This window comes from Vibrio sp. Hep-1b-8, from assembly GCF_006124995.1.
Lineage (GTDB): Bacteria > Pseudomonadota > Gammaproteobacteria > Enterobacterales > Vibrionaceae > Vibrio.
The window spans coordinates 1-18,161 of sequence record NZ_QEWN01000034.1; the positions used below are offsets into that span (position 1 = coordinate 1).

22 protein-coding genes and 1 pseudogene are annotated in these 18,161 nt (G+C 44.9%); 11 read left to right on the forward strand and 12 right to left on the reverse strand.

Features of this window, described 5'->3' with window-relative positions:
• Together DA100_RS20885 and DA100_RS07455 are read left to right on the forward strand one after the other, a co-directional pair.
• A pseudogene (locus DA100_RS20885) lies at positions 1-420 on the forward strand (hypothetical protein); the annotation flags it as partial.
• Positions 421-497: 77 nt separating this feature from the next.
• On the forward strand, positions 498-1,205 hold the full coding sequence (locus tag DA100_RS07455; RefSeq protein WP_138971601.1) for a hypothetical protein: 708 nt from the start codon (positions 498-500) through the stop codon (positions 1,203-1,205).
• 244 nt (positions 1,206-1,449) lie between these two features.
• On the opposite strand, the gene DA100_RS07460 is transcribed toward DA100_RS07455, so the two are convergent.
• Positions 1,450-1,650 (reverse strand): DUF1107 family protein, encoded by a 201-nt coding sequence (locus DA100_RS07460; protein WP_138971602.1) that lies wholly within the window; start codon positions 1,648-1,650, stop codon positions 1,450-1,452.
• A 205-nt stretch (positions 1,651-1,855) separates the two neighbouring features.
• Here DA100_RS07460 and DA100_RS07465 point away from each other — a divergent pair, with 205 nt between their 5' ends.
• The 7 genes from DA100_RS07465 (at position 1,856) to DA100_RS07495 (ending at position 7,132) form a co-directional block, all read left to right on the forward strand.
• Positions 1,856-2,407: a YtfJ family protein gene (locus tag DA100_RS07465; RefSeq protein ID WP_138971603.1), complete on the forward strand. Its 552-nt coding sequence runs from the start codon at positions 1,856-1,858 to the stop codon at positions 2,405-2,407.
• A 76-nt stretch (positions 2,408-2,483) separates the two neighbouring features.
• Positions 2,484-2,774, forward strand: a complete 291-nt coding sequence (locus DA100_RS07470) for a DUF2607 family protein (protein ID WP_138971604.1) — start codon at positions 2,484-2,486, stop codon at positions 2,772-2,774.
• Between the two features lie 78 nt (positions 2,775-2,852).
• Positions 2,853-3,419, forward strand: a complete 567-nt coding sequence (locus DA100_RS07475; protein WP_138971605.1) for a DUF2796 domain-containing protein — start codon at positions 2,853-2,855, stop codon at positions 3,417-3,419.
• 53 nt (positions 3,420-3,472) lie between these two features.
• The gene (locus tag DA100_RS07480) at positions 3,473-4,180 is read left to right on the forward strand and encodes an ABC transporter ATP-binding protein (RefSeq protein WP_138971606.1); all 708 of its coding nucleotides are present in this window, start codon (positions 3,473-3,475) and stop codon (positions 4,178-4,180) included.
• Positions 4,177-5,436, forward strand: coding sequence for an ABC transporter permease (locus DA100_RS07485; protein ID WP_138971607.1), 1,260 nt, complete (start codon positions 4,177-4,179; stop codon positions 5,434-5,436). The genes DA100_RS07480 and DA100_RS07485 overlap by 4 nt, the downstream gene beginning before the upstream one ends.
• Positions 5,437-5,438: 2 nt before the next feature.
• Positions 5,439-5,936, forward strand: a complete 498-nt coding sequence (locus DA100_RS07490; protein WP_138971608.1) for a DUF3299 domain-containing protein — start codon at positions 5,439-5,441, stop codon at positions 5,934-5,936.
• A 299-nt stretch (positions 5,937-6,235) separates the two neighbouring features.
• Positions 6,236-7,132: a TIGR03899 family protein gene (locus DA100_RS07495; RefSeq protein ID WP_138971609.1), complete on the forward strand. Its 897-nt coding sequence runs from the start codon at positions 6,236-6,238 to the stop codon at positions 7,130-7,132.
• Positions 7,133-7,406: 274 nt separating this feature from the next.
• Here the strand turns inward: DA100_RS07495 and pgi are convergent, their stop codons facing one another.
• Positions 7,407-9,059 (reverse strand): glucose-6-phosphate isomerase, encoded by a 1,653-nt coding sequence (gene pgi, locus DA100_RS07505; RefSeq protein WP_138971611.1) that lies wholly within the window; start codon positions 9,057-9,059, stop codon positions 7,407-7,409.
• Positions 9,060-9,354: 295 nt separating this feature from the next.
• On the opposite strand from pgi, the gene DA100_RS07510 reads away from it, so the two are divergent.
• Positions 9,355-9,780, forward strand: coding sequence for a secondary thiamine-phosphate synthase enzyme YjbQ (locus DA100_RS07510; protein ID WP_138971612.1), 426 nt, complete (start codon positions 9,355-9,357; stop codon positions 9,778-9,780).
• Between the two features lie 48 nt (positions 9,781-9,828).
• Here DA100_RS07510 and DA100_RS07515 read toward each other — a convergent pair whose 3' ends face one another.
• Genes DA100_RS07515 through DA100_RS07525 form a run of 3 tightly spaced genes read right to left on the reverse strand, consistent with a single transcriptional unit; the run spans position 9,829 to position 13,511 of the window.
• On the reverse strand, positions 9,829-11,004 hold the full coding sequence (locus DA100_RS07515; RefSeq protein WP_138971613.1) for a BamA/TamA family outer membrane protein: 1,176 nt from the start codon (positions 11,002-11,004) through the stop codon (positions 9,829-9,831).
• Between the two features lie 4 nt (positions 11,005-11,008).
• Complete coding sequence (alr, locus tag DA100_RS07520; RefSeq protein ID WP_138971620.1) at positions 11,009-12,085, reverse strand: alanine racemase; 1,077 nt, start codon at positions 12,083-12,085, stop codon at positions 11,009-11,011.
• Between the two features lie 13 nt (positions 12,086-12,098).
• Complete coding sequence (locus DA100_RS07525; RefSeq protein ID WP_138971614.1) at positions 12,099-13,511, reverse strand: replicative DNA helicase; 1,413 nt, start codon at positions 13,509-13,511, stop codon at positions 12,099-12,101.
• Positions 13,512-13,684: 173 nt separating this feature from the next.
• Here DA100_RS07525 and DA100_RS07530 point away from each other — a divergent pair, with 173 nt between their 5' ends.
• Positions 13,685-14,449: a DUF481 domain-containing protein gene (locus DA100_RS07530; RefSeq protein WP_171052164.1), complete on the forward strand. Its 765-nt coding sequence runs from the start codon at positions 13,685-13,687 to the stop codon at positions 14,447-14,449.
• Between the two features lie 71 nt (positions 14,450-14,520).
• On the opposite strand, the gene rplI is transcribed toward DA100_RS07530, so the two are convergent.
• The 7 genes from rplI to tuf all read right to left on the reverse strand — a co-directional run.
• A complete protein-coding gene (gene rplI / locus DA100_RS07535; protein ID WP_138971615.1) occupies positions 14,521-14,973 on the reverse strand; it encodes a 50S ribosomal protein L9 in 453 nt (150 codons plus the stop codon).
• Positions 14,974-15,004: 31 nt separating this feature from the next.
• On the reverse strand, positions 15,005-15,232 hold the full coding sequence (rpsR, locus tag DA100_RS07540) for a 30S ribosomal protein S18 (protein WP_000090472.1): 228 nt from the start codon (positions 15,230-15,232) through the stop codon (positions 15,005-15,007).
• Between the two features lie 16 nt (positions 15,233-15,248).
• On the reverse strand, positions 15,249-15,551 hold the full coding sequence (gene priB, locus DA100_RS07545) for a primosomal replication protein N (RefSeq protein WP_138971616.1): 303 nt from the start codon (positions 15,549-15,551) through the stop codon (positions 15,249-15,251).
• A gap of 8 nt (positions 15,552-15,559) precedes the next feature.
• Entirely contained in the window at positions 15,560-15,940 is a 381-nt protein-coding gene (rpsF, locus tag DA100_RS07550) for a 30S ribosomal protein S6 (RefSeq protein WP_005472655.1), read from the reverse strand.
• 207 nt (positions 15,941-16,147) lie between these two features.
• On the reverse strand, positions 16,148-16,627 hold the full coding sequence (bfr, locus tag DA100_RS07555) for a bacterioferritin (RefSeq protein ID WP_138971617.1): 480 nt from the start codon (positions 16,625-16,627) through the stop codon (positions 16,148-16,150).
• A gap of 75 nt (positions 16,628-16,702) precedes the next feature.
• Positions 16,703-16,891, reverse strand: a complete 189-nt coding sequence (locus DA100_RS07560) for a bacterioferritin-associated ferredoxin (protein WP_138971618.1) — start codon at positions 16,889-16,891, stop codon at positions 16,703-16,705.
• 322 nt (positions 16,892-17,213) lie between these two features.
• On the reverse strand, positions 17,214-18,161 hold a 948-nt coding region (gene tuf, locus DA100_RS07565), incomplete at its 5' end, for an elongation factor Tu (protein WP_138971619.1).

Below are 18,161 nucleotides of genomic sequence, written 5' to 3' on the forward strand. Positions count from 1 at the left end.
AAAACCCATATGGGCTACGGGCGGTTAAAAGATGGCTATGAGTTAATGCTCTGGCTTAACCCTAAACACGCGGTCAATGCCGATTTAACTGGTCAACGCCATCAATATCTCAGTTTGCTGCACAACATGGGCAGTCATGCCCCTATGTATGGCTATTGGGAATACGTTCGCCGCTATATGGCAGACGAACAGCCACTGTGGTACCAAATCAGTAAAACTCCACGTGTTCCGGGCATCAACACAGATAAAGCTAGAGAGCAAGGATACAGCAACTTTGTCGCCTTAATTCGCTTTATCTTGGTTTTGCCAATTTTATTTCTACTCCGCCCCGCTCTTTTTTCACTCTGGTGTAATCCTCTGAAAGACAAATGGCCAGAACAGGTCCATGAGTGGACAGGTAAACGATGCAATTGGCATTAGACGTTTTTCACGACAGTTTATCCGCACTGGCGCTCAATCGAGCGGCAGTCGAGCTGTTCGCGGAGGAATAACCCATCATGAGTGAGATTAGACAAGTCGGCCCCAATCATTGGGTCGGGCCAGAAGACTTTGGTATTACTCCCAACTTCCATATTACCCAACACGGTGTGGAACATTACCCTAATGGTCATTTAATTCAGCAAGAACCATTAAACCCCGGCAATAAAAAAATCCCCATCGTTCACCGAAGAAAAGACGCTGAAGATATGGGGGAGTTTATGGGGCTGGTGTTTCTATTTACCCTGATATGGATCGGGTTAAAAGGTTGGGGATTTATTGATGGACTGTCATGGTCAGATACCTATGTTATTGACTTAATTTATTTGGCATTGATCGGAGTCACTATAGCGGTAGGACTTTTCAAGCCCATCGCCATGCCGGTACGCTTTCATAAACAAAACCAAGAGGTTTACGTTTGGCACGATAAAGTGCTCTATCGTATTCCATGGCAAGAGTGTGAAATATCCGTCATTGTTGCAAAAACCCATATGGGCTACGGGCGGTTAAAAGATGGCTATGAGTTAATGCTCTGGCTTAACCCTAAACACGCGGTCAATGCCGATTTAACTGGTCAACGCCATCAATATCTCAGTTTGCTGCACAACATGGGCAGTCATGCCCCTATGTATGGCTATTGGGAATACGTTCGCCGTTATATGGCTGATAAACAACCTCTGTGGTACGAAATCAGTAAAGAGCCTCGAATAGGGGTACCTATCACTTAACGTGTTTGGAACGAACAGGGTAGCGAGTTTTACTTATACGAACGGTCCTTGATTTGGGCCGTTTCTTTCGTTCTGGTTCAGGGTACAGTGCTGAGCCGTCATAAAGATACCCTCAAACATGAAATGCTTGAGGGTATTTTCAACCAACCACAGGATCGTTCAACTGTTCATTTGCTTAGCTGATAGGAGTTAGCCACAAGGGCGACTTTTTAATATCTTGAAATCAGTAACTTACCTGTGCGTACTACACAGATAGTGCCGCAATGGCCTGATTAATCTCTTTGTAGGTCATAAGTTTTCGAGAGTCTTTCACGTCTGGTAATAAAACTTTGCCATTATCAAATTTAAATTTCCCCACACCTGAGATTACAAATTGCCCTTTAAACAAAGTTTTAACAAATCGTGCAACTTGATGTGGACGATAGGTAGTAAATTCACGCAACATAGCACCCCCTATTCCTACTAAACACAAGAGAAACCTTGATTTTGCCCCATTCCTTAGAACTTGTGTGGATTATACCTAATTTGGCATTATTAGACAGCATTTTGTTAACAAAATAATTACATTTCATCACACTTCAGCACAATTCTCTACCCAAGCAAAATTTTCGGTATATACTTTTTCTCGCACAATCAAAAGGAATAACATAATGAAAAATAAAACCCTTCTTACTCTAGCAATTGCATGCTCTCCAGCCTTGGCTTTTGCACACAACATCGCCTTGGGTCAAGCCGTCCCAACGGTTGAGGTGAAAAGCTACGGCGAAATCATTCTTCAAGGGGATGATACTGCGTTTCAGACATGGTCAACGCAGGATATGACCGGTAAAGTTCGTGTCATCCAAGCGATTGCTGGGCGTAGCAGTTCAAAAGAACTCAATGCGCCTTTAATGGCAGCGATCACAGCAGCGAAGTTCCCTCAGCAAAGCTACCAAACGACATCTATCATCAACCAAGATGATGCTATCTGGGGAACAGGATCGTTCGTTAAATCATCAGCGGAAGACAGCAAAAAAGAATTTCCATGGTCATCAATGGTTCTAGACGAAGAGGGAGCCGTTGCAAGTCATTGGGATTTAGCTAAAGAGTCATCGGCGATCATTGTTCAAGACAAACAAGGCAAAGTGCTATTTGTAAAAGAAGGCGCGCTCAATGAATCTGAGATTGAGCAAGTCTTGAAGCTAGTCAAAGAAAACATCTAGCAATTGAGCAGTTAGGTTTCACCTTTTGAATGGAGTTGTTATAGTATAACAACTCCATTTTTTGTTTGTTCTCGCCGTGTTGATATCTCGCCCAGTTTCAGTTCGTTCAATGGCGGTTGCTCTGTTAGCAGCTGCGCTGTTGCTATGGCTCAACTTTGCCTATATCGAGCACCAGTACGAACTTTCGTCAACTCACCATAGTGAACATCACTGCCAACTTTTTGCCAGTGGATTACATGGAGCGAGTCCGGCACCTCTCAATCTCCTTGCTGCCCCACTAAACTTGCGACCAGACGTTACCCTAACGACTCGTGTCCAGGAAGTGGTGTTTTATGCCTATCAACCGCGCTCTCCGCCTCTTTCTTGATTATATTTAAAACAACTACTTAAACATTATTCCCTTTATTGGTCACAGTTACTTTATTAAATATTTTCAGGAATCAAAATGAACAAGATTACTCCTCTTGCGTTGGGTGTTGCCCTGGCTACTAGCTCTCTGGCATATGCAGAAGAAGGTTTCCGCCAGCATGGTGCCCATGTCCATGGTCAGGTTGAATTCAATATTGCTCAAGATGGCAATGAGCTACTTGTAGAGATAACAGCCCCAGGTGCAGATGTGGTTGGTTTTGAACACACACCTACAAATGATGCAGAAAAGCAGCAGCTAAAAGACGCTGTAGCCAAACTGAGCCATGCTGATCATGTCTTCACCCTAACCTCTGAAGCTGGTTGTAAAGTCGAGCACCAATCTGTTACTCACACTTTAGGCGCAGATAAGCATGATCATGATGAGCACCATGACCACGACAATCACGATCATGAATCAGGTGGCCATGGTGAGTTCACCGTTGAGTATCATTACCAGTGTGACAATGTTTCTGCTATCAGCAACATCGAAACATCTTGGTTCTCTCAGTTCCCTAGCACTGAATCAATCAAAGTGAACCTGTTAACTGACACCAAACAAGCTGCAATGGAGCTTAAACCGGGTCAGAAAACTATTTCATTCTAATGCTAAAGTGGCCTAGCTCTGTTGGGCCACTTACCTCTTGATTGGAAACCAGAATGGATAACCTTAGTCATCAGCCTGTCGTCGAACTCAATCAAGTCGAGTTCATCTGGCCAGGTAACCGAGCCGCGACAATAAGTATTCCCTCACTAACGATTAAGCGTGGCGAACACCTTTTTATTAAAGGCCCTAGTGGCTGTGGAAAGTCGACCCTATTGGGGCTACTGACTGGCATCAACTGTGCTACCTCTGGTCAGATCCGCGTGTTGGGAAAAGACCTTTCAGCGCTATCAGGTAGCCAACGCGATAAGTTTCGTGCTGACAATATTGGCTATATTTTTCAACAATTTAATCTATTGCCATACTTAAGCGTGATTGAAAACGTCATGCTGCCATGTCAGTTTTCTTCCTCACGTCGCCAGCAAGTTGAAGGTGACATCATCTTGCACGCCCAAGCGTTGTTGAAAAAACTTCGCTTACCAGAGAGCCTACTGAACAAACCCGTGGTCGAACTCAGCATCGGTCAGCAGCAACGCGTAGCCGCAGCAAGAGCCTTAATCGGTAAACCGGAAGTTATTATTGCCGATGAACCGACCTCTTCACTTGATTACAACAATCGCACTGCTTTTATCGAACTGCTTTTAGAGCAAGTCAATCAAGCGGGTTCTACCCTTCTGTTTGTCAGCCATGATCCGACACTGGAGCCCCTGTTCGACAGAACCATCGATCTAGAACAAATTAATCAGGCAGGAGGGAAGTCATGACACCAACCGTTAGCCTTGCGTGGAAAAGTGTTCGAAACCGCAAAGTCACTGCGATACTGTCTATCCTGACCGTAGCAATTTCGGTCATTCTCTTACTCGGTGTTGAACGTATTCGAACAGAAGCCAAAAGCAGTTTCGCCAACACGATTTCAGGAACAGATTTGATTGTTGGAGGCCGTTCCGGACAGGTCAATCTATTGCTTTATTCTGTTTTTCGCATAGGCAATGCCACTAATAATATTGATTGGAAGAGTTTTCAGGAGTTTAGCCAGCACCGCTCGGTCGCATGGACAATCCCAATCTCACTTGGCGATTCTCATAAAGGATTCCGAGTCTTAGGTACCAATCATGACTATTTCTCTTACTACCAATATGGAAAGAAACAGAACCTCTCGTTTCAATACGGGCAAGAGTTTAATGGATTATTTGAAGCCGTTATTGGGTCAGAGGTCGCTCGTTCCCTCAACTACACAATAGGCAGTGAAATGGTCATCGCACACGGGATCAGCGATGTGGCATTCAGCCGCCACGATAAATTACCATTTAAAGTTGTAGGCATCTTGGCGCCAACAGGAACGCCCGTAGACAAAACCATTCATGTTTCTCTACAAGCCATTGAAGCCATTCACGTTGGCTGGGAAAGCGGTGCTAATTTAGGCAACAATCCGACCGCTGAACAGTTAAACGCTATGGATTTCCAACCCAAACAGATCACCGCAATGCTGATCGGTCTGAAATCAAAAATTCAAACTTTCGCTCTTCAGAGGCAAATTAACACCTACGGCAAAGAACCATTAAGTGCCATCCTACCTGGAGTCGCATTACATGAACTTTGGGGTATGATGTCCGTAGCGGAGCAAGCATTGATGGCCGTTTCCGTGTTCGTCGTTATAGCAGGACTACTGGGTATGCTTTCAAGCTTACTCACCAGCTTGCAAGAAAGACGACGTGAAATGGCAATCTTAAGAGCGATGGGCGCTCGACCTAGACATGTGTTTAGTCTGTTAATTCTTGAGGCTAGTGTCCTGACATTCATCGGCTTAATCATCGGAATCATCGGGCTCTATGCGGCACTTGCTTTCGCTGCGCCTCTCGTTCAGCAACACTATGGCATCAATCTACAGATATTAGCCCTCTCATCACATGAACTGACGCTGCTGGGAGCGGTACAACTTGCGGGAACCCTAGTCGGATTTATTCCCGCACTAAGAGCTTATAAACAATCGCTTAGCGATGGTATGACGATTAGAGTGTAACAATGAAGAAAATAACGATTTTATTTCTAACGCTGATCACCGTGGCGTTATCAAGCATAACTGCTCATGCAGAAGATACTCTGACTCTCGACTGGATTGACCTGATTCCGGAGAGTGAGCGCAACCAGTTTGACGCATATGGCATGCCCGCCATCGACCACGACAGTGATGTAATGAAACAGTCAAAGGTTGGCACGGTTCGACAAGAGCTAAACGGCAGTATGGTTAAAATCCCGGGCTTTGTCATTCCACTGGAAGGGGATGAAAACATGGTGACGGAGTTTCTACTCGTCCCGTACTTCGGGGCATGTATTCACGTACCACCACCACCACCAAATCAAATCATCTATGTGAAATTCCCTAAAGGCGCGCCCGTTCAACAACTGTGGGATGTTATCTACGTGATTGGGACACTAAAAACAGAAACCATTAGCCATGAGTTGGCAGAAACAGGATATGTCATACAAGGCACCGAGATCGCCGAGTACGATGATATGTAAGTGTTAAAAAATTCGCAGCCTGTTAATTGCCTTTAATTAGGCCAAATAGCTAGACAAATAACCTAGCACCGCTAGGTAAACTAGTAATAAAAGGGCAATTGACAGATGCTTCTTCAGTTTATCTTCATTGAAATACTTCATAAGCTCCCCAAAACTAACGATAACAATTTTAACAACTTGTTATCATTTATGGTAGCGATATTTTTATAGAGTGGCTCACAGTCTTTTTCTGGCGAGCAAAGCCGTTCCGAGGTACATTTAATACTTAACTTTAAGCATATGATGGCTAAGGAAATAGCATGTCTGAGAGCAATAAGCCCGTTGTCATAGAGCATCAAGCTGAGCACACTCAACGCCAAGAAAAGAAATCCAGCTACATCAAAGACAGCGCGAGCCGTGTGCTCAATATCGCCCAGCTTTATGGCTTAGATGCGTTACTTCAGGCTGAGACTCCAGAAAAAAGCACACTGGAGCGAGCCTTGATTCGCGAAAGGAAACGCAAAGAACTTAGACAGAAAAACCTAGAGCAGATCCTGAAACTGGCACATATCTCATGTAAAGATGAAACAGCCGGAGATCCCGACCAAGACTGGCTCTACCGCTTCTTCGATATGGCACAAGAAGTTCACAACCACTCTATGCAACGCTTATGGGCTCAAGTACTCAAACGCGAGGTCACGAATCCGGGCTCAACCTCGATGAAAGCGCTGAAAGTACTCCAAGACATGACGCCAAAAGAAGCACAGATTCTACAGCGATCCGCTTCATTGGCCTGTAGTTTTGGCGGGGATAACAGCCGAAAGTTATTGGTCGGCTACCGTGCCCAAGGGGGAGTATTCAGTTTTGGTAAACGCAATACCACCAGCAATATTAACGTTGGCAATTACCAACTCCCATACTCCAGTCTGTTGGTGCTGTTTGAACTAGGGCTCATGCATGGTACCGAATTGGAATCAGGGGAAATTGAACTCGAATCACCTCTTCCACTCAACTACCAAGGCAAACAACTCTCTTTACAGGCTCATAGCAAAGGGGTTCGACTACTCTATTACCGTTTTACGCCTACTGGAAACGAACTCTGTAAGCTACTCGGAAACAAGCCTAACATGCAGTACTACGATCAGGTCGTCGCGTTACTGAGTCAGAAATTTACGGCCAGCACAGAGATACAGCCGACAGTGGATACAACGGTATAGCGAAAAGCGAAAAGCGAAAAGCGAAAAGCGAAAAGCGAAAAGCGAAAAGCGAAAAGCGAAAAGCGAAAAGCGAAAAGCAAAAAGCAAAAAGCAAAAAGCAAAAAGCAAAAAGGGTTGACACACAGTGTCAACCCTTTTTCTTTAAATTCAGACAGTTAAGCTTAAACATTAGCTAACACCGCCTGCAACTTTCGACTCGCTCACCACAAGAACTTATTAAAGGACGAAGCCCGTTCTAAAATCTCGTACGATCTCGAAGCGAAGCGTTCTCGCTCTACGCTTTGTAAGCCTTAAACGCATTGATTAGACCGTTAGTCGAGCTATCGTGCGACGTGATTTCAGAATCATCTGCAAGCTCAGGCAGGATTTGGTTCGCGAGTTGTTTACCTAGCTCAACACCCCACTGATCGAAACTAAAGATGTTCCAGATAACGCCTTGTACGAAGATTTTATGTTCGTACATCGCAATCAGGTTACCTAGGGTACGTGGTGTGATTTTCTTAACTAGGATTGAGTTCGTTGGGCGATTACCTTCAAACACTTTAAATGGTGCTAGCGTAGCCGCTTCCTCTTCACTCTTACCTGCTTTTGCAAATTCAGCTTTTACCGTCTCTTCAGATTTACCGAACGCTAACGCTTCTGTTTGTGCGAAGAAGTTAGACATCAGTTTCTGATGGTGATCACCAGCAGGGTTGTGGCTGATTGCTGGAGCGATAAAATCACAAGGAATTAGCTTAGTCCCTTGGTGAATCAACTGATAGAACGCGTGTTGACCGTTAGTACCTGGTTCACCCCAAATGATTGGGCCTGTTTGGTAAGTCACTGCATTACCATCACGGTCAACGTATTTACCGTTAGATTCCATGTTACCTTGCTGGAAGTAAGCAGCAAAACGGTGCATGTATTGGTCATATGGAAGAATCGCTTCAGACTCTGCTCCGTGGAAGTTGTTGTACCACAGGCCAATCAGCGCAAGAATCACAGGAATATTGCTTTCAAGTTCCATTGACGAGAAATGGTTGTCCATCTCGTGAGCACCATCAAGTAACTCAACAAAGTTGTCATAGCCCACTGCAAGAGCAATAGACAGACCGATTGCAGACCATAGTGAGTAACGACCGCCAACCCAATCCCAGAATTCGAACATGTTGTCCGTATCGATACCAAACTCAGATACTGCTGTTGCATTCGTAGACAGTGCTGCGAAGTGCTTAGCGACATGAGCTTGATCGCCCGCAGACTCAAGGAACCAATCACGGGCTGAGTGCGCGTTAGTCATTGTTTCTTGAGTAGTAAATGTCTTAGACGCAATCAAAAATAGAGTGGTTTCAGGGTTAACCTTCTTCAATGTTTCAACGATGTGTGTGCCATCAACGTTAGAAACAAAGTGTAGATTTAGGTGGTTTTTGTATGGTGCGAGTGCTTCTGTCACCATGTAAGGACCTAGGTCAGAGCCACCGATACCGATATTAACGATATCTGTAATGGATTTACCTGTGTAACCTTTCCACTCACCACCAATAACACGCTCAGTGAAAGACTTCATTTTTTCAAGCACTGCGTTCACCGCTGGCATTACGTCTTCACCGTCGACCATAACTGGTTTGTTGCTACGGTTACGTAGAGCCGTGTGCAGCACTGCGCGATCTTCTGTTTTGTTGATCGCTTCACCACTGAACATCGCTTCGATCGCTGCTTTCAACTCAGTTTCGTTTGCTAAAGCAAATAGGTGCTTCAATGTTTCTTCGTTGATTAAGTTTTTAGAGTAATCAACGAGAATATCGCTGCCAAAACGAGCAGAGAAGTTTTCAAAACGAGCTGGGTCTTGAGCAAATAATGCTTTTAGATCCATATCTTGTGCAGATTCGAAGTGCGCTGTTAGCGCGTTCCAAGCTTGTGTTTGCGTTGGATTGATATTTTTCAACATGGTGTCTATCCCGATGTTACAGTAGGTTTTATTCCATACAGCCTAGCGAAAACTGATGGAATCCCCGATTTAGCAAATAATAATATTAGGTATGTTAGGGCAAATTGCCACAAAACAAGACTTTGTAATTTTTTTTCAGGTGCCAATTATGACGCAGGGCTTTCTCACTCACATTGAGTTAGGTCACGTTCCCTGCTTGAACTTTAAACAAACACCTTCATTGCAAGTAAGATTCTACCACTAACCTTGATTAAGCTTAACACTAGAGCAACATCAATCTGCAACAGGCCTGCTTATGTGGACACAAAAAACAATTCAAATCTCAGCGAAGAAGAGAGGATTTCATCTAATAACCGATGAAATTGAACAACAAATACCACAACTTAAACACTATTCCGTCGGATTATTACAGTTATTTATCCAGCATACTTCCGCTAGTTTAACCATCAATGAAAACGCCGATCCAACCGTAAGACACGATATGGAGAAACACTTTAATCACTTTGTCCCTGAGCGAGCCCCTTACTACAAACATACTTACGAAGGTGATGATGATATGCCCGCACACATTAAAGCGTCGACACTCGGTTGCAGTGTGATGATTCCAATAACAAATGGGCGGTTAGCGCTAGGAACTTGGCAAGGGATCTATTTAGGCGAGCATCGTGACTATGGTGGCTCAAGAACCATTATTGCCACTATTCAAGGAAATCACGATTGACTTGGGATACTGGAAGACAAGACTCTCTGTGCGAGAGTCTTGTTATAGCTAAAAAGGTTGGTTAATCATCACGCGAAAAGTGCCTTCATCGGCTCCTTGAGCTACTTCTGCTCGTACCACGATACCTTCCACTTGAAAACGGACAGCACCGCCTAAATTCCACTTCATATCGCTATGTAAGGTCTTGGCATCGTACTCATCAGCCACACGACCAACCTCTGCAAAAACCACCCATTGCCACCAAGGCAGATCGTAATAGTTAATCAAAGGAATGCCATCTAAGGGTTGCCAATCAGGCAGCACTCGGTACTCAGCAGAATAGTGCACCGCTGAACGGCCATGATAACGGCCGCTAGTGTAACCTCGCAGACGATACAAGCCACCCAAGCGTATCTGATCTTGCTCTGGTGGTTTGACACGACTCCAGCTTGGTGTATCCGCAGTATAGAAATCAAACGCTAATACTTGCTGATCAAACCACTCACCGAGCGGGCCTAACGCATAATATTGGCTATTCTGAAACTCCCACTTAGTCCAAATATCTTCGCTCTGCCAGCGGTCAGCACCAGCAGTAATATCCAATGAGGTATGTGAGCCTTTGGTGGGGTTTCTGACGCTATCACGGTTGTCCCAATCAAAACTAAACTTAAAACCACTGGCTTTGTCAGCCTTGTTGTAGATATCCAGCTCTCTTGACGAATAAAACGGAGTCAGCACAACCGAGCTCACTCCAGATTCAATCGGAGATGCAAAGCTCACCTCTCGAATCGGTTGAAACGCACCCATTAAGCCATGCCGCTTCACATTACCCCATGGCAGCAGGTACTTAAATTCAAACTGGTAGTTTTGTTCGAAACCATTCGTAATGGTTTTTTGCCCTGTTTGTGAGTCATTACTTCCCTGCTCACCCAAGTAGTATGGGTTATCATTGAATTGAGCCTGATACATTTGAGTGCTAAAAAGAAGTTGATCCGCTAACGCGTAATTGAACGCAGACACAAAGCCAACATAGATCTCTTTCTCTGAATAGAGCGCCATGCCAAACAACGCAGCCTGAGGCTGACCAACACCTTTAGCGACACCTGCAACACCAAAGGTGTGACCGAGAGTTTCAGTGCTAAAGTAAAAAGGCAGGAAGGCGGAATCTTTTTCTGCACTCATTGGGTGGGCAGAAACAAAAAGACTGGCAGTCAATGCCAGTCTTAGCAATAATTTGTACGACATTAGACTACTTCGAAAATTCCATATCAACTCGTGATGTGAGTTTGGTCACCAGTTCATAGGCGATGGTACCGATATGACTTGCCACTTCTTCAGCAGGAAGATCTCGTCCCCACAATATAGCTTCATCGCCAACGAGATCGTGGGCATTTGGACCTAAATCAACCGTCAGCATGTCCATTGAAACTCGACCAGAAATAGGCACTTTTCGCCCATTAACCAAGACGGGTGTGCCATTCGGTGCGGTTCTTGGATAACCATCCCCATAGCCAATAGCAATAACACCCACTTTGGTATCTCGCTCACTGGTCCATACACCACCATAACCGACACTTTCACCCGCTTTAACATCTCGCACAGCAATTAAGTGTGATTTAAGAGTCATTACAGGTTGGTACCCCAGCTCTTGAGCGGTTTTGTCATTAAATGGAGAGACCCCATACATGATAATTCCAGGGCGAACCCAATCGAGTTGGCTATGTGGCCAAGCTAGTAAACCCGCTGATGCCGCGAGTGAACGCTCACCTTCACATCCTTCAGTCAGAGCCATGAACAATTCTGTTTGCTCATTGGTTGTTGAACGGTCAAGCTCATCAGCACAGCCAAAATGGCTCATATAACGGAGCGGTTTTGCGACGTTGTTGCACGCTTTTAGGCGAGTAACAAATTCATCATACTGCTCAGGACGCACGCCCAAACGGTGCATCCCACTATCAATTTTCAACCAAACAACGACCGGGGTTTCAAGCTCCGCCTGCTCTAAAGCGATTAACTGCTCTTCACAATGCACAACCGTTTGAATGTTATTCGTGACTAATACCGGCAAATCACCAGATGAGTAAAAACCTTCAAGCAACAAGATGGGCTTTACTACACCACACGCACGCAATTGAAGCGCCTCTTCAATTCGCGCAACGCCAAAGGCATCTGCACCCTGTGCATTTTTGGCTATGTGGCGCAGCCCATGACCATAGCTGTTCGCTTTTACAACCGCCATGATCTTACTGCTGGGAGCCTGCAGCTTAATCTGCTGTAGGTTATGTTGAAGTGCGTCTAAATCAATATAGGCTGTCGCTGCTTTCATGTAGCTCATAGCGTTACTCATCATCCATATCAAATGCAGGGCCAGCGTAGTTGTCGAAGCGAGACCATTGACCTTGGAAGGTGAGTCTCACCGAGCCGATTGGGCCGTTACGTTGCTTACCGAGGATGATTTCCGCTGTTCCCTTCATTGAACTGTCCGGATTGTAGACTTCATCACGGTAGATAAACATGATTAAGTCGGCATCCTGCTCGATAGAGCCTGATTCACGCAGATCCGAGTTTACAGGGCGTTTGTCAGCACGTTGCTCTAGAGAACGGTTAAGCTGTGATAGCGCAACAACGGGAACGTTAAGTTCCTTAGCAAGCGCTTTAAGTGAGCGAGAAATCTCAGCGATTTCCAACGTACGGTTATCAGACAAGGCAGGGACTCGCATCAACTGCAAGTAGTCGACCATGATCATAGAAAGACCACCATGATCACGAGCGATACGACGTGCACGAGAGCGCACTTCCGTTGGTGTTAGACCCGAGCTGTCATCGATGTACATATTCTTTTTCTGCATCAGAATACCCATCGTCGATGAAATACGTGCCCAATCCTCATCGTCTAGCTGACCAGTACGAATTTTTGTCTGGTCAACTCGCGATAACGACGCCAGCATACGCATCATAATTTGCTCAGCGGGCATCTCCAGTGAGAAGATAAGTACGGGCTTCTCTTGGGACATTGCAGCGTTTTCACATAAGTTCATTGCGAACGTGGTTTTACCCATCGATGGACGCGCCGCGACAATCACCAAGTCAGAACCTTGAAGACCAGCGGTTTTCTTATTGAGGTCAGTAAAGCCCGTATCAACACCCGTGACGCCATCTTGCGGAGATTTGTACAGCAGCTCGATTCGTTCTAACGTTTTCTCGAGGATACTATCAACATTCTGTGGCCCTTCGTTCTCATTGGTGCGAGCCTCGGCAATCGCGAACACTTTACTTTCAGCAAGATCAAGTAAGTCTTCAGAGCTACGTCCTTGAGGATCATAGCCAGCATCCGCAATTTCGTTTGCAACCCCAATCAGATCACGCACCAAAGCGCGCTCGGCGACGATATCGGCATAAGCATTGATGTTTGCCGCACTTGGCGTATTTTTTACCAGATCAGCAAGGTAAGCAAAGCCTCCAACATCTTCAAGCTGTTCACGAAGCTCCAAGAACTCAGATAAAGTAATCAGATCGAGTGGCTTATTATCTTCTAGCGTGGCTTTCACCGCTTCAAAGATCAATCGGTGTGGACGACTATAGAAATCCTTGGCGACAACACGTTCAGCAACGGTATCCCAACGTTCGTTATCCAGAAGAAGGCCACCAATGACAGACTGTTCAGCCTCCAATGAATGTGGAGGGACTTTTATCGCATCAACTTGTGCGTCGCTAAACTTTTTATTTCGATTATCTACTTTCGCTTCAGCCATGGGTCTGCTCAACAACTTGCTATAGACCGCTAATTATAACGAGAATGAAGCCTTTGTCTGTAGCCTTGGGTGAGTTTGTCGGGTTCTAATGTAGAATTAACTTATTGCTGACCGTAAACAGAGCAATTGAAACTACTATTGTGCCATTCTTTTCATCAATATCGAGGTAGTTCGTGTCTAAAATTTGGCTAATGAGTGCAAGTTTAATGAGCTCAATGTTTGTCTATGCCGATGACAATGGACTAAGTAAAACGGATATTGATCTTCCTTCACCATGGAATAGTGAGGTGGAATTTGGTTATCAGGCACACACTGGTAATTCTGACTCGCGCTCGCTTAATTCTCGACTCAGTGCAGAATACGTTGAAGGACGCCACCGGACTAACGGGGAATGGAAATATTACCTACTGTATAAAAATGGTGAGGAAGATAAGCGCCAGTCTAGCTATACCGCTCAAAGTGACTATAAGTTAGGCTCCAAAACCTATCTCTATGGCAGCTTTAAAGGCGTCGACTCTAGGTATAGTGCGTATTTCAAGGATTACACCCTTTCTGGTGGTCTAGGTTATCAGTTCTCTAATACTGACACCTTCGTGCTAGAGCTCGAGTTCGGTCCAGGTTTTCGCTACCAAGAACCCAATCTTGACGAAATTGATGACGATGACATCATTTTTCCTGAGACCGTCCGCGAAGGCATTTTTCGCGGTAACATTAATACCAAATGGCAAGCGCTCGACAATTTAGCGGTCTCAGCAGATATCACCACTGTTGCGGGTCACAGCAATATCCGCACAGATACAGATATTAGCGTGACAAACAACATCACTGAGGACATCGCGTTGAAGCTTTCCCACTCTCGTCAATATCACGATAAAGTTCCCGAAGGCTTAGAAAAGGCGGACAGTATTTTCTCCGTCAACTTGCTGTTCATTTTCTAAACAGCCGGATTTATTTAGATATAAAAAAAGCACCTCTAAGAGGTGCTTTTAAAATACGTCTTGATACTGAATTATTCAGCAGCAACAACTTGTAGAGTAACTGTAGCGAAAACTTCAGAGTGAAGTTGAACGCTGATCTCGAACTCACCGATGTTACGTAGTGCGCCTTCAGGAAGACGAACTTCGCTCTTAGCAACTTCAACGCCAGCTGCAGTGATTGCATCAGCGATGTCGCGAGTACCGATAGAACCGAACAGTTTACCTTCGTCACCAGCTTTAGAAGCAATAACAACTGCTTCTAGTGCTTCAACTTTCTCAGCACGAGCTTGAGCAGCTGTTAGTTGCTCAGCAACTTTAGCTTCTAGTTCAGCGCGACGAGATTCGAACATTTCAACGTTGCCTTTAGTAGCCATAACTGCTTTACCCTGAGGGATAAGGAAGTTACGAGCGTAACCAGATTTAACGTTTACAGTGTCACCAAGACCACCTAGGTTACCGATTTTATCAAGTAGAATAACTTGCATTGTTTAATTCCTCTTTTTAAAAACGAACCGATTACTGATGCTTGTCAGTGTACGGTAGTAGAGCTAGGTAGCGAGAACGTTTGATCGCGCGAGCTAGTTGACGTTGGTACTTAGCGCTTGTACCAGTGATACGGCTAGGTACGATTTTACCAGCTTCAGTGATGTAGTTTTTAAGAGTTGCTACGTCTTTGTAATCAATCTCTTGTACGCCTTCTGCAGTGAAACGGCAGAATTTACGACGACGGAAGAAACGAGCCATGGGCTATCTCCTGATCTTAAATTTGAGTAATGTTGTCAGCATGAAGCACTAATTTACCTACGCCATTTCGGCCGGTCTGGTAAGCAACAAAGCCACTTACCTTAATGCTACTGCCTTGTACTAAATTCTGAGTGTTTGCTTGTGACCTTTGCCCGCTTACTACTACCGGCATACGACAATAAACTTGTCTCGGTAGTTCAGCTTCGATAACAGTAGAGCGATGCTCTAACCAAAACCGACAGTGTTCAATGCCACCAGGGCTTTTACTTCGAATGGGCGGCTTGGCAATGGTGCCAGATAGCTCCATTCGATTGGTCATAAGAAAAATTACTCAGCAGCTGCTTCTGGCTTAGCTTCAGCACGCTCTTCGCGACGAGGAGCACGCTCTTCTTTCTGCTTAAGCATGATAGATTGCTCAGTGATCGCTGTTTTAGTACGCATGATCATGTTACGTAGAACTGCATCGTTGAAACGGAAAGCAGTTTCTAGCTCATCAATTACAGCTTGGTCAGCTTCAACGTTCATTAGAACGTAGTGAGCTTTGTGAAGCTTGTTGATTGGGTAAGCCAGTTGACGACGGCCCCAGTCTTCTAGACGGTGGATAGTACCGCCAGCTTCAGTGATTGAACCAGTGTAACGCTCGATCATGCCAGCAACTTGCTCGCTTTGATCAGGGTGCACCATGAATACGATTTCGTAATGACGCATGGGTTGCTCCTTACGGATTATTCAGCTTCCACAAATGGCCCGGTCGTCCAGAGGAAGCAAGGAACTAAAGATAATTGACCGAGTTTAAGGAGCACGAATAGTACAGAAAGAAAGCAGTTTAAGCAAGAGAAATGTGATAGGGATCGGCAACGAAATTCACCACACCTCAGGAGTGACATTTCGCTACCGAAAAGGTCGAGTTAGAGTCTAGTCATCTTCATCAACATATTGAGCTTGCAGGTAATTCTGAATACCCGACATATCAATTAGACCTAATTGAGTTTCCAGCCAATCGACATGTTCTTCTTCATCTTCAAGAATATCTTGGAATAGATCCCTAGAAACATAGTCATGGACATCTTCTGCGTACGCGATAGCGTTTTTAAGGTCTGGAATCGCGGCCATCTCAAGTTTGAGGTCGCATTCAAGCATTTCCTTAGTATCTTCACCGATCATAAGCTTGCCTAAATCCTGAAGATTAGGCAGACCTTCTAAAAATAGAATGCGCTCTATCAGATGATCTGCATGTTTCATTTCATCGATAGATTCGTGGTATTCCTTTTCCGCGAGATGTTTGAGTCCCCAGTCTTTATACATACGAGCGTGGAGAAAATACTGATTGATCGCTATGAGCTCGTTACCGAGAACTTTGTTGAGATGCTGGATAATGATTGGATCGCCTTTCATGACATAAGCCCTCCTCTTTGGCTCTTTTAAATGTAGAACCAAATGGCAAACTGTCAAAAAAGACTCAGCGATAGCTTAGCTGGCTTGTTTGAGTTGTAGGTATTCTGCTTCTGCTAGGATTTCTTTGGCTGGTTTGATGCACTTACCGCATTGCGAACCCAGCGCCGTACATTTTTTTATCCCCTTGATATCAGTGATCCCTTCATCAATGACTAACTGTCTAATTTTCTTGTCCGAAACACCATGACAAAGACAAACATACATATCTAAACTTTCCAGTACCGTTAACAGAAGATAAATATAAACAAGAATCGTTATCGTTACTAGTTGTATTGGCACAATAATAAGATCATTTCGTTATAACGCTGGTACCACTCAAGCAACCATTCAAAGCGTTACAGATGAGCCACTAAGCCAAACATCAAACGTAAAATTTTTCCTGAATTCTATTAATAGTTTAGAAACAGAGCCGAGAGATATTGGCTTATAACCAAAACAGAAAAAGGGAAGCCTAAGCTTCCCTTTCTCAGATGTGCGTTCTTCAAAAATGAAGAAGTGTGCAAATCTTCAGATAATTCTATAAGAATTAAGCGAAGATCTTAGCAACAACACCAGCACCAACTGTACGGCCACCTTCGCGGATCGCGAAACGTAGACCTTCGTCCATCGCGATTGGAGCGATTAGCTCTACAGTCATCTTGATGTTATCGCCTGGCATTACCATTTCTACGCCTTCTGGTAGCTCGATGTTACCAGTTACGTCAGTTGTACGGAAGTAGAACTGTGGACGGTAGCCTTTGAAGAACGGAGTATGACGGCCGCCTTCGTCTTTAGAAAGTACGTATACTTCTGACTCGAACTTAGTGTGTGGAGTGATTGAACCTGGCTTCGCTAGTACTTGACCACGTTCTACTTCATCACGCTTAGTACCACGTAGAAGTGCACCAACGTTCTCACCCGCACGACCTTCGTCTAGAAGCTTACGGAACATCTCAACACCAGTACATGTTGTTGTGATTGTCTCTTTGATACCTACGATAGCAACTTCGTCACCTACGTTTAGGATACCGCGCTCGATACGGCCAGTTACTACTGTACCACGACCTTGGATTGAGAATACGTCTTCGATTGGCATTAGGAACGGCATGTCTACTGCACGCTCTGGCTCTGGGATGTAAGAGTCTAGTGCTTCAGCAAGCTCAACAATTTTCGCTTCCCACTGCTCTTCGCCGTTTAGTGCGCCTAGTGCAGAACCTTGGATAACTGGTAGGTCATCACCTGGGAAGTCGTACTCAGATAGAAGTTCACGAACTTCCATTTCTACTAGCTCTAGAAGCTCTTCATCATCAACCATGTCACATTTGTTCATGAATACGATGATGTATGGGATACCAACCTGACGGCCTAGTAGGATGTGCTCACGAGTTTGAGGCATTGGGCCGTCAGTCGCAGCAACAACTAGGATACCACCGTCCATCTGTGCAGCACCTGTGATCATGTTTTTAACATAGTCAGCGTGTCCTGGACAGTCTAC

Bases quoted from the DNA above. Each gene is read 5' to 3' on its own strand.
- DA100_RS07485 (WP_138971607.1), top strand. From the start codon at position 4,177: ATGACACCAACCGTTAGCCTTGCGTGGAAAAGTGTTCGAAACCGCAAA.
- alr (WP_138971620.1), bottom strand. From the start codon at position 12,085: ATGAAAGCAGCGACAGCCTATATTGATTTAGACGCACTTCAACATAAC.
- DA100_RS07460 (WP_138971602.1), bottom strand. From the start codon at position 1,650: ATGTTGCGTGAATTTACTACCTATCGTCCACATCAAGTTGCACGATTT.
- rplI (WP_138971615.1), bottom strand. From the start codon at position 14,973: ATGCAAGTTATTCTACTTGATAAAATCGGTAACCTAGGTGGTCTTGGT.
- pgi (WP_138971611.1), bottom strand. From the start codon at position 9,059: ATGTTGAAAAATATCAATCCAACGCAAACACAAGCTTGGAACGCGCTA.
- DA100_RS07495 (WP_138971609.1), top strand. From the start codon at position 6,236: ATGTCTGAGAGCAATAAGCCCGTTGTCATAGAGCATCAAGCTGAGCAC.
- DA100_RS07510 (WP_138971612.1), top strand. From the start codon at position 9,355: ATGTGGACACAAAAAACAATTCAAATCTCAGCGAAGAAGAGAGGATTT.
- DA100_RS07480 (WP_138971606.1), top strand. From the start codon at position 3,473: ATGGATAACCTTAGTCATCAGCCTGTCGTCGAACTCAATCAAGTCGAG.
- DA100_RS07525 (WP_138971614.1), bottom strand. From the start codon at position 13,511: ATGGCTGAAGCGAAAGTAGATAATCGAAATAAAAAGTTTAGCGACGCA.
- DA100_RS07455 (WP_138971601.1), top strand. From the start codon at position 498: ATGAGTGAGATTAGACAAGTCGGCCCCAATCATTGGGTCGGGCCAGAA.
- DA100_RS07560 (WP_138971618.1), bottom strand. From the start codon at position 16,891: ATGTATGTTTGTCTTTGTCATGGTGTTTCGGACAAGAAAATTAGACAG.
- DA100_RS07490 (WP_138971608.1), top strand. From the start codon at position 5,439: ATGAAGAAAATAACGATTTTATTTCTAACGCTGATCACCGTGGCGTTA.
- priB (WP_138971616.1), bottom strand. From the start codon at position 15,551: ATGACCAATCGAATGGAGCTATCTGGCACCATTGCCAAGCCGCCCATT.
- rpsR (WP_000090472.1), bottom strand. From the start codon at position 15,232: ATGGCTCGTTTCTTCCGTCGTCGTAAATTCTGCCGTTTCACTGCAGAA.
- DA100_RS07515 (WP_138971613.1), bottom strand. From the start codon at position 11,004: ATGTCGTACAAATTATTGCTAAGACTGGCATTGACTGCCAGTCTTTTT.
- DA100_RS07465 (WP_138971603.1), top strand. From the start codon at position 1,856: ATGAAAAATAAAACCCTTCTTACTCTAGCAATTGCATGCTCTCCAGCC.
- rpsF (WP_005472655.1), bottom strand. From the start codon at position 15,940: ATGCGTCATTACGAAATCGTATTCATGGTGCACCCTGATCAAAGCGAG.
- bfr (WP_138971617.1), bottom strand. From the start codon at position 16,627: ATGAAAGGCGATCCAATCATTATCCAGCATCTCAACAAAGTTCTCGGT.
- DA100_RS07475 (WP_138971605.1), top strand. From the start codon at position 2,853: ATGAACAAGATTACTCCTCTTGCGTTGGGTGTTGCCCTGGCTACTAGC.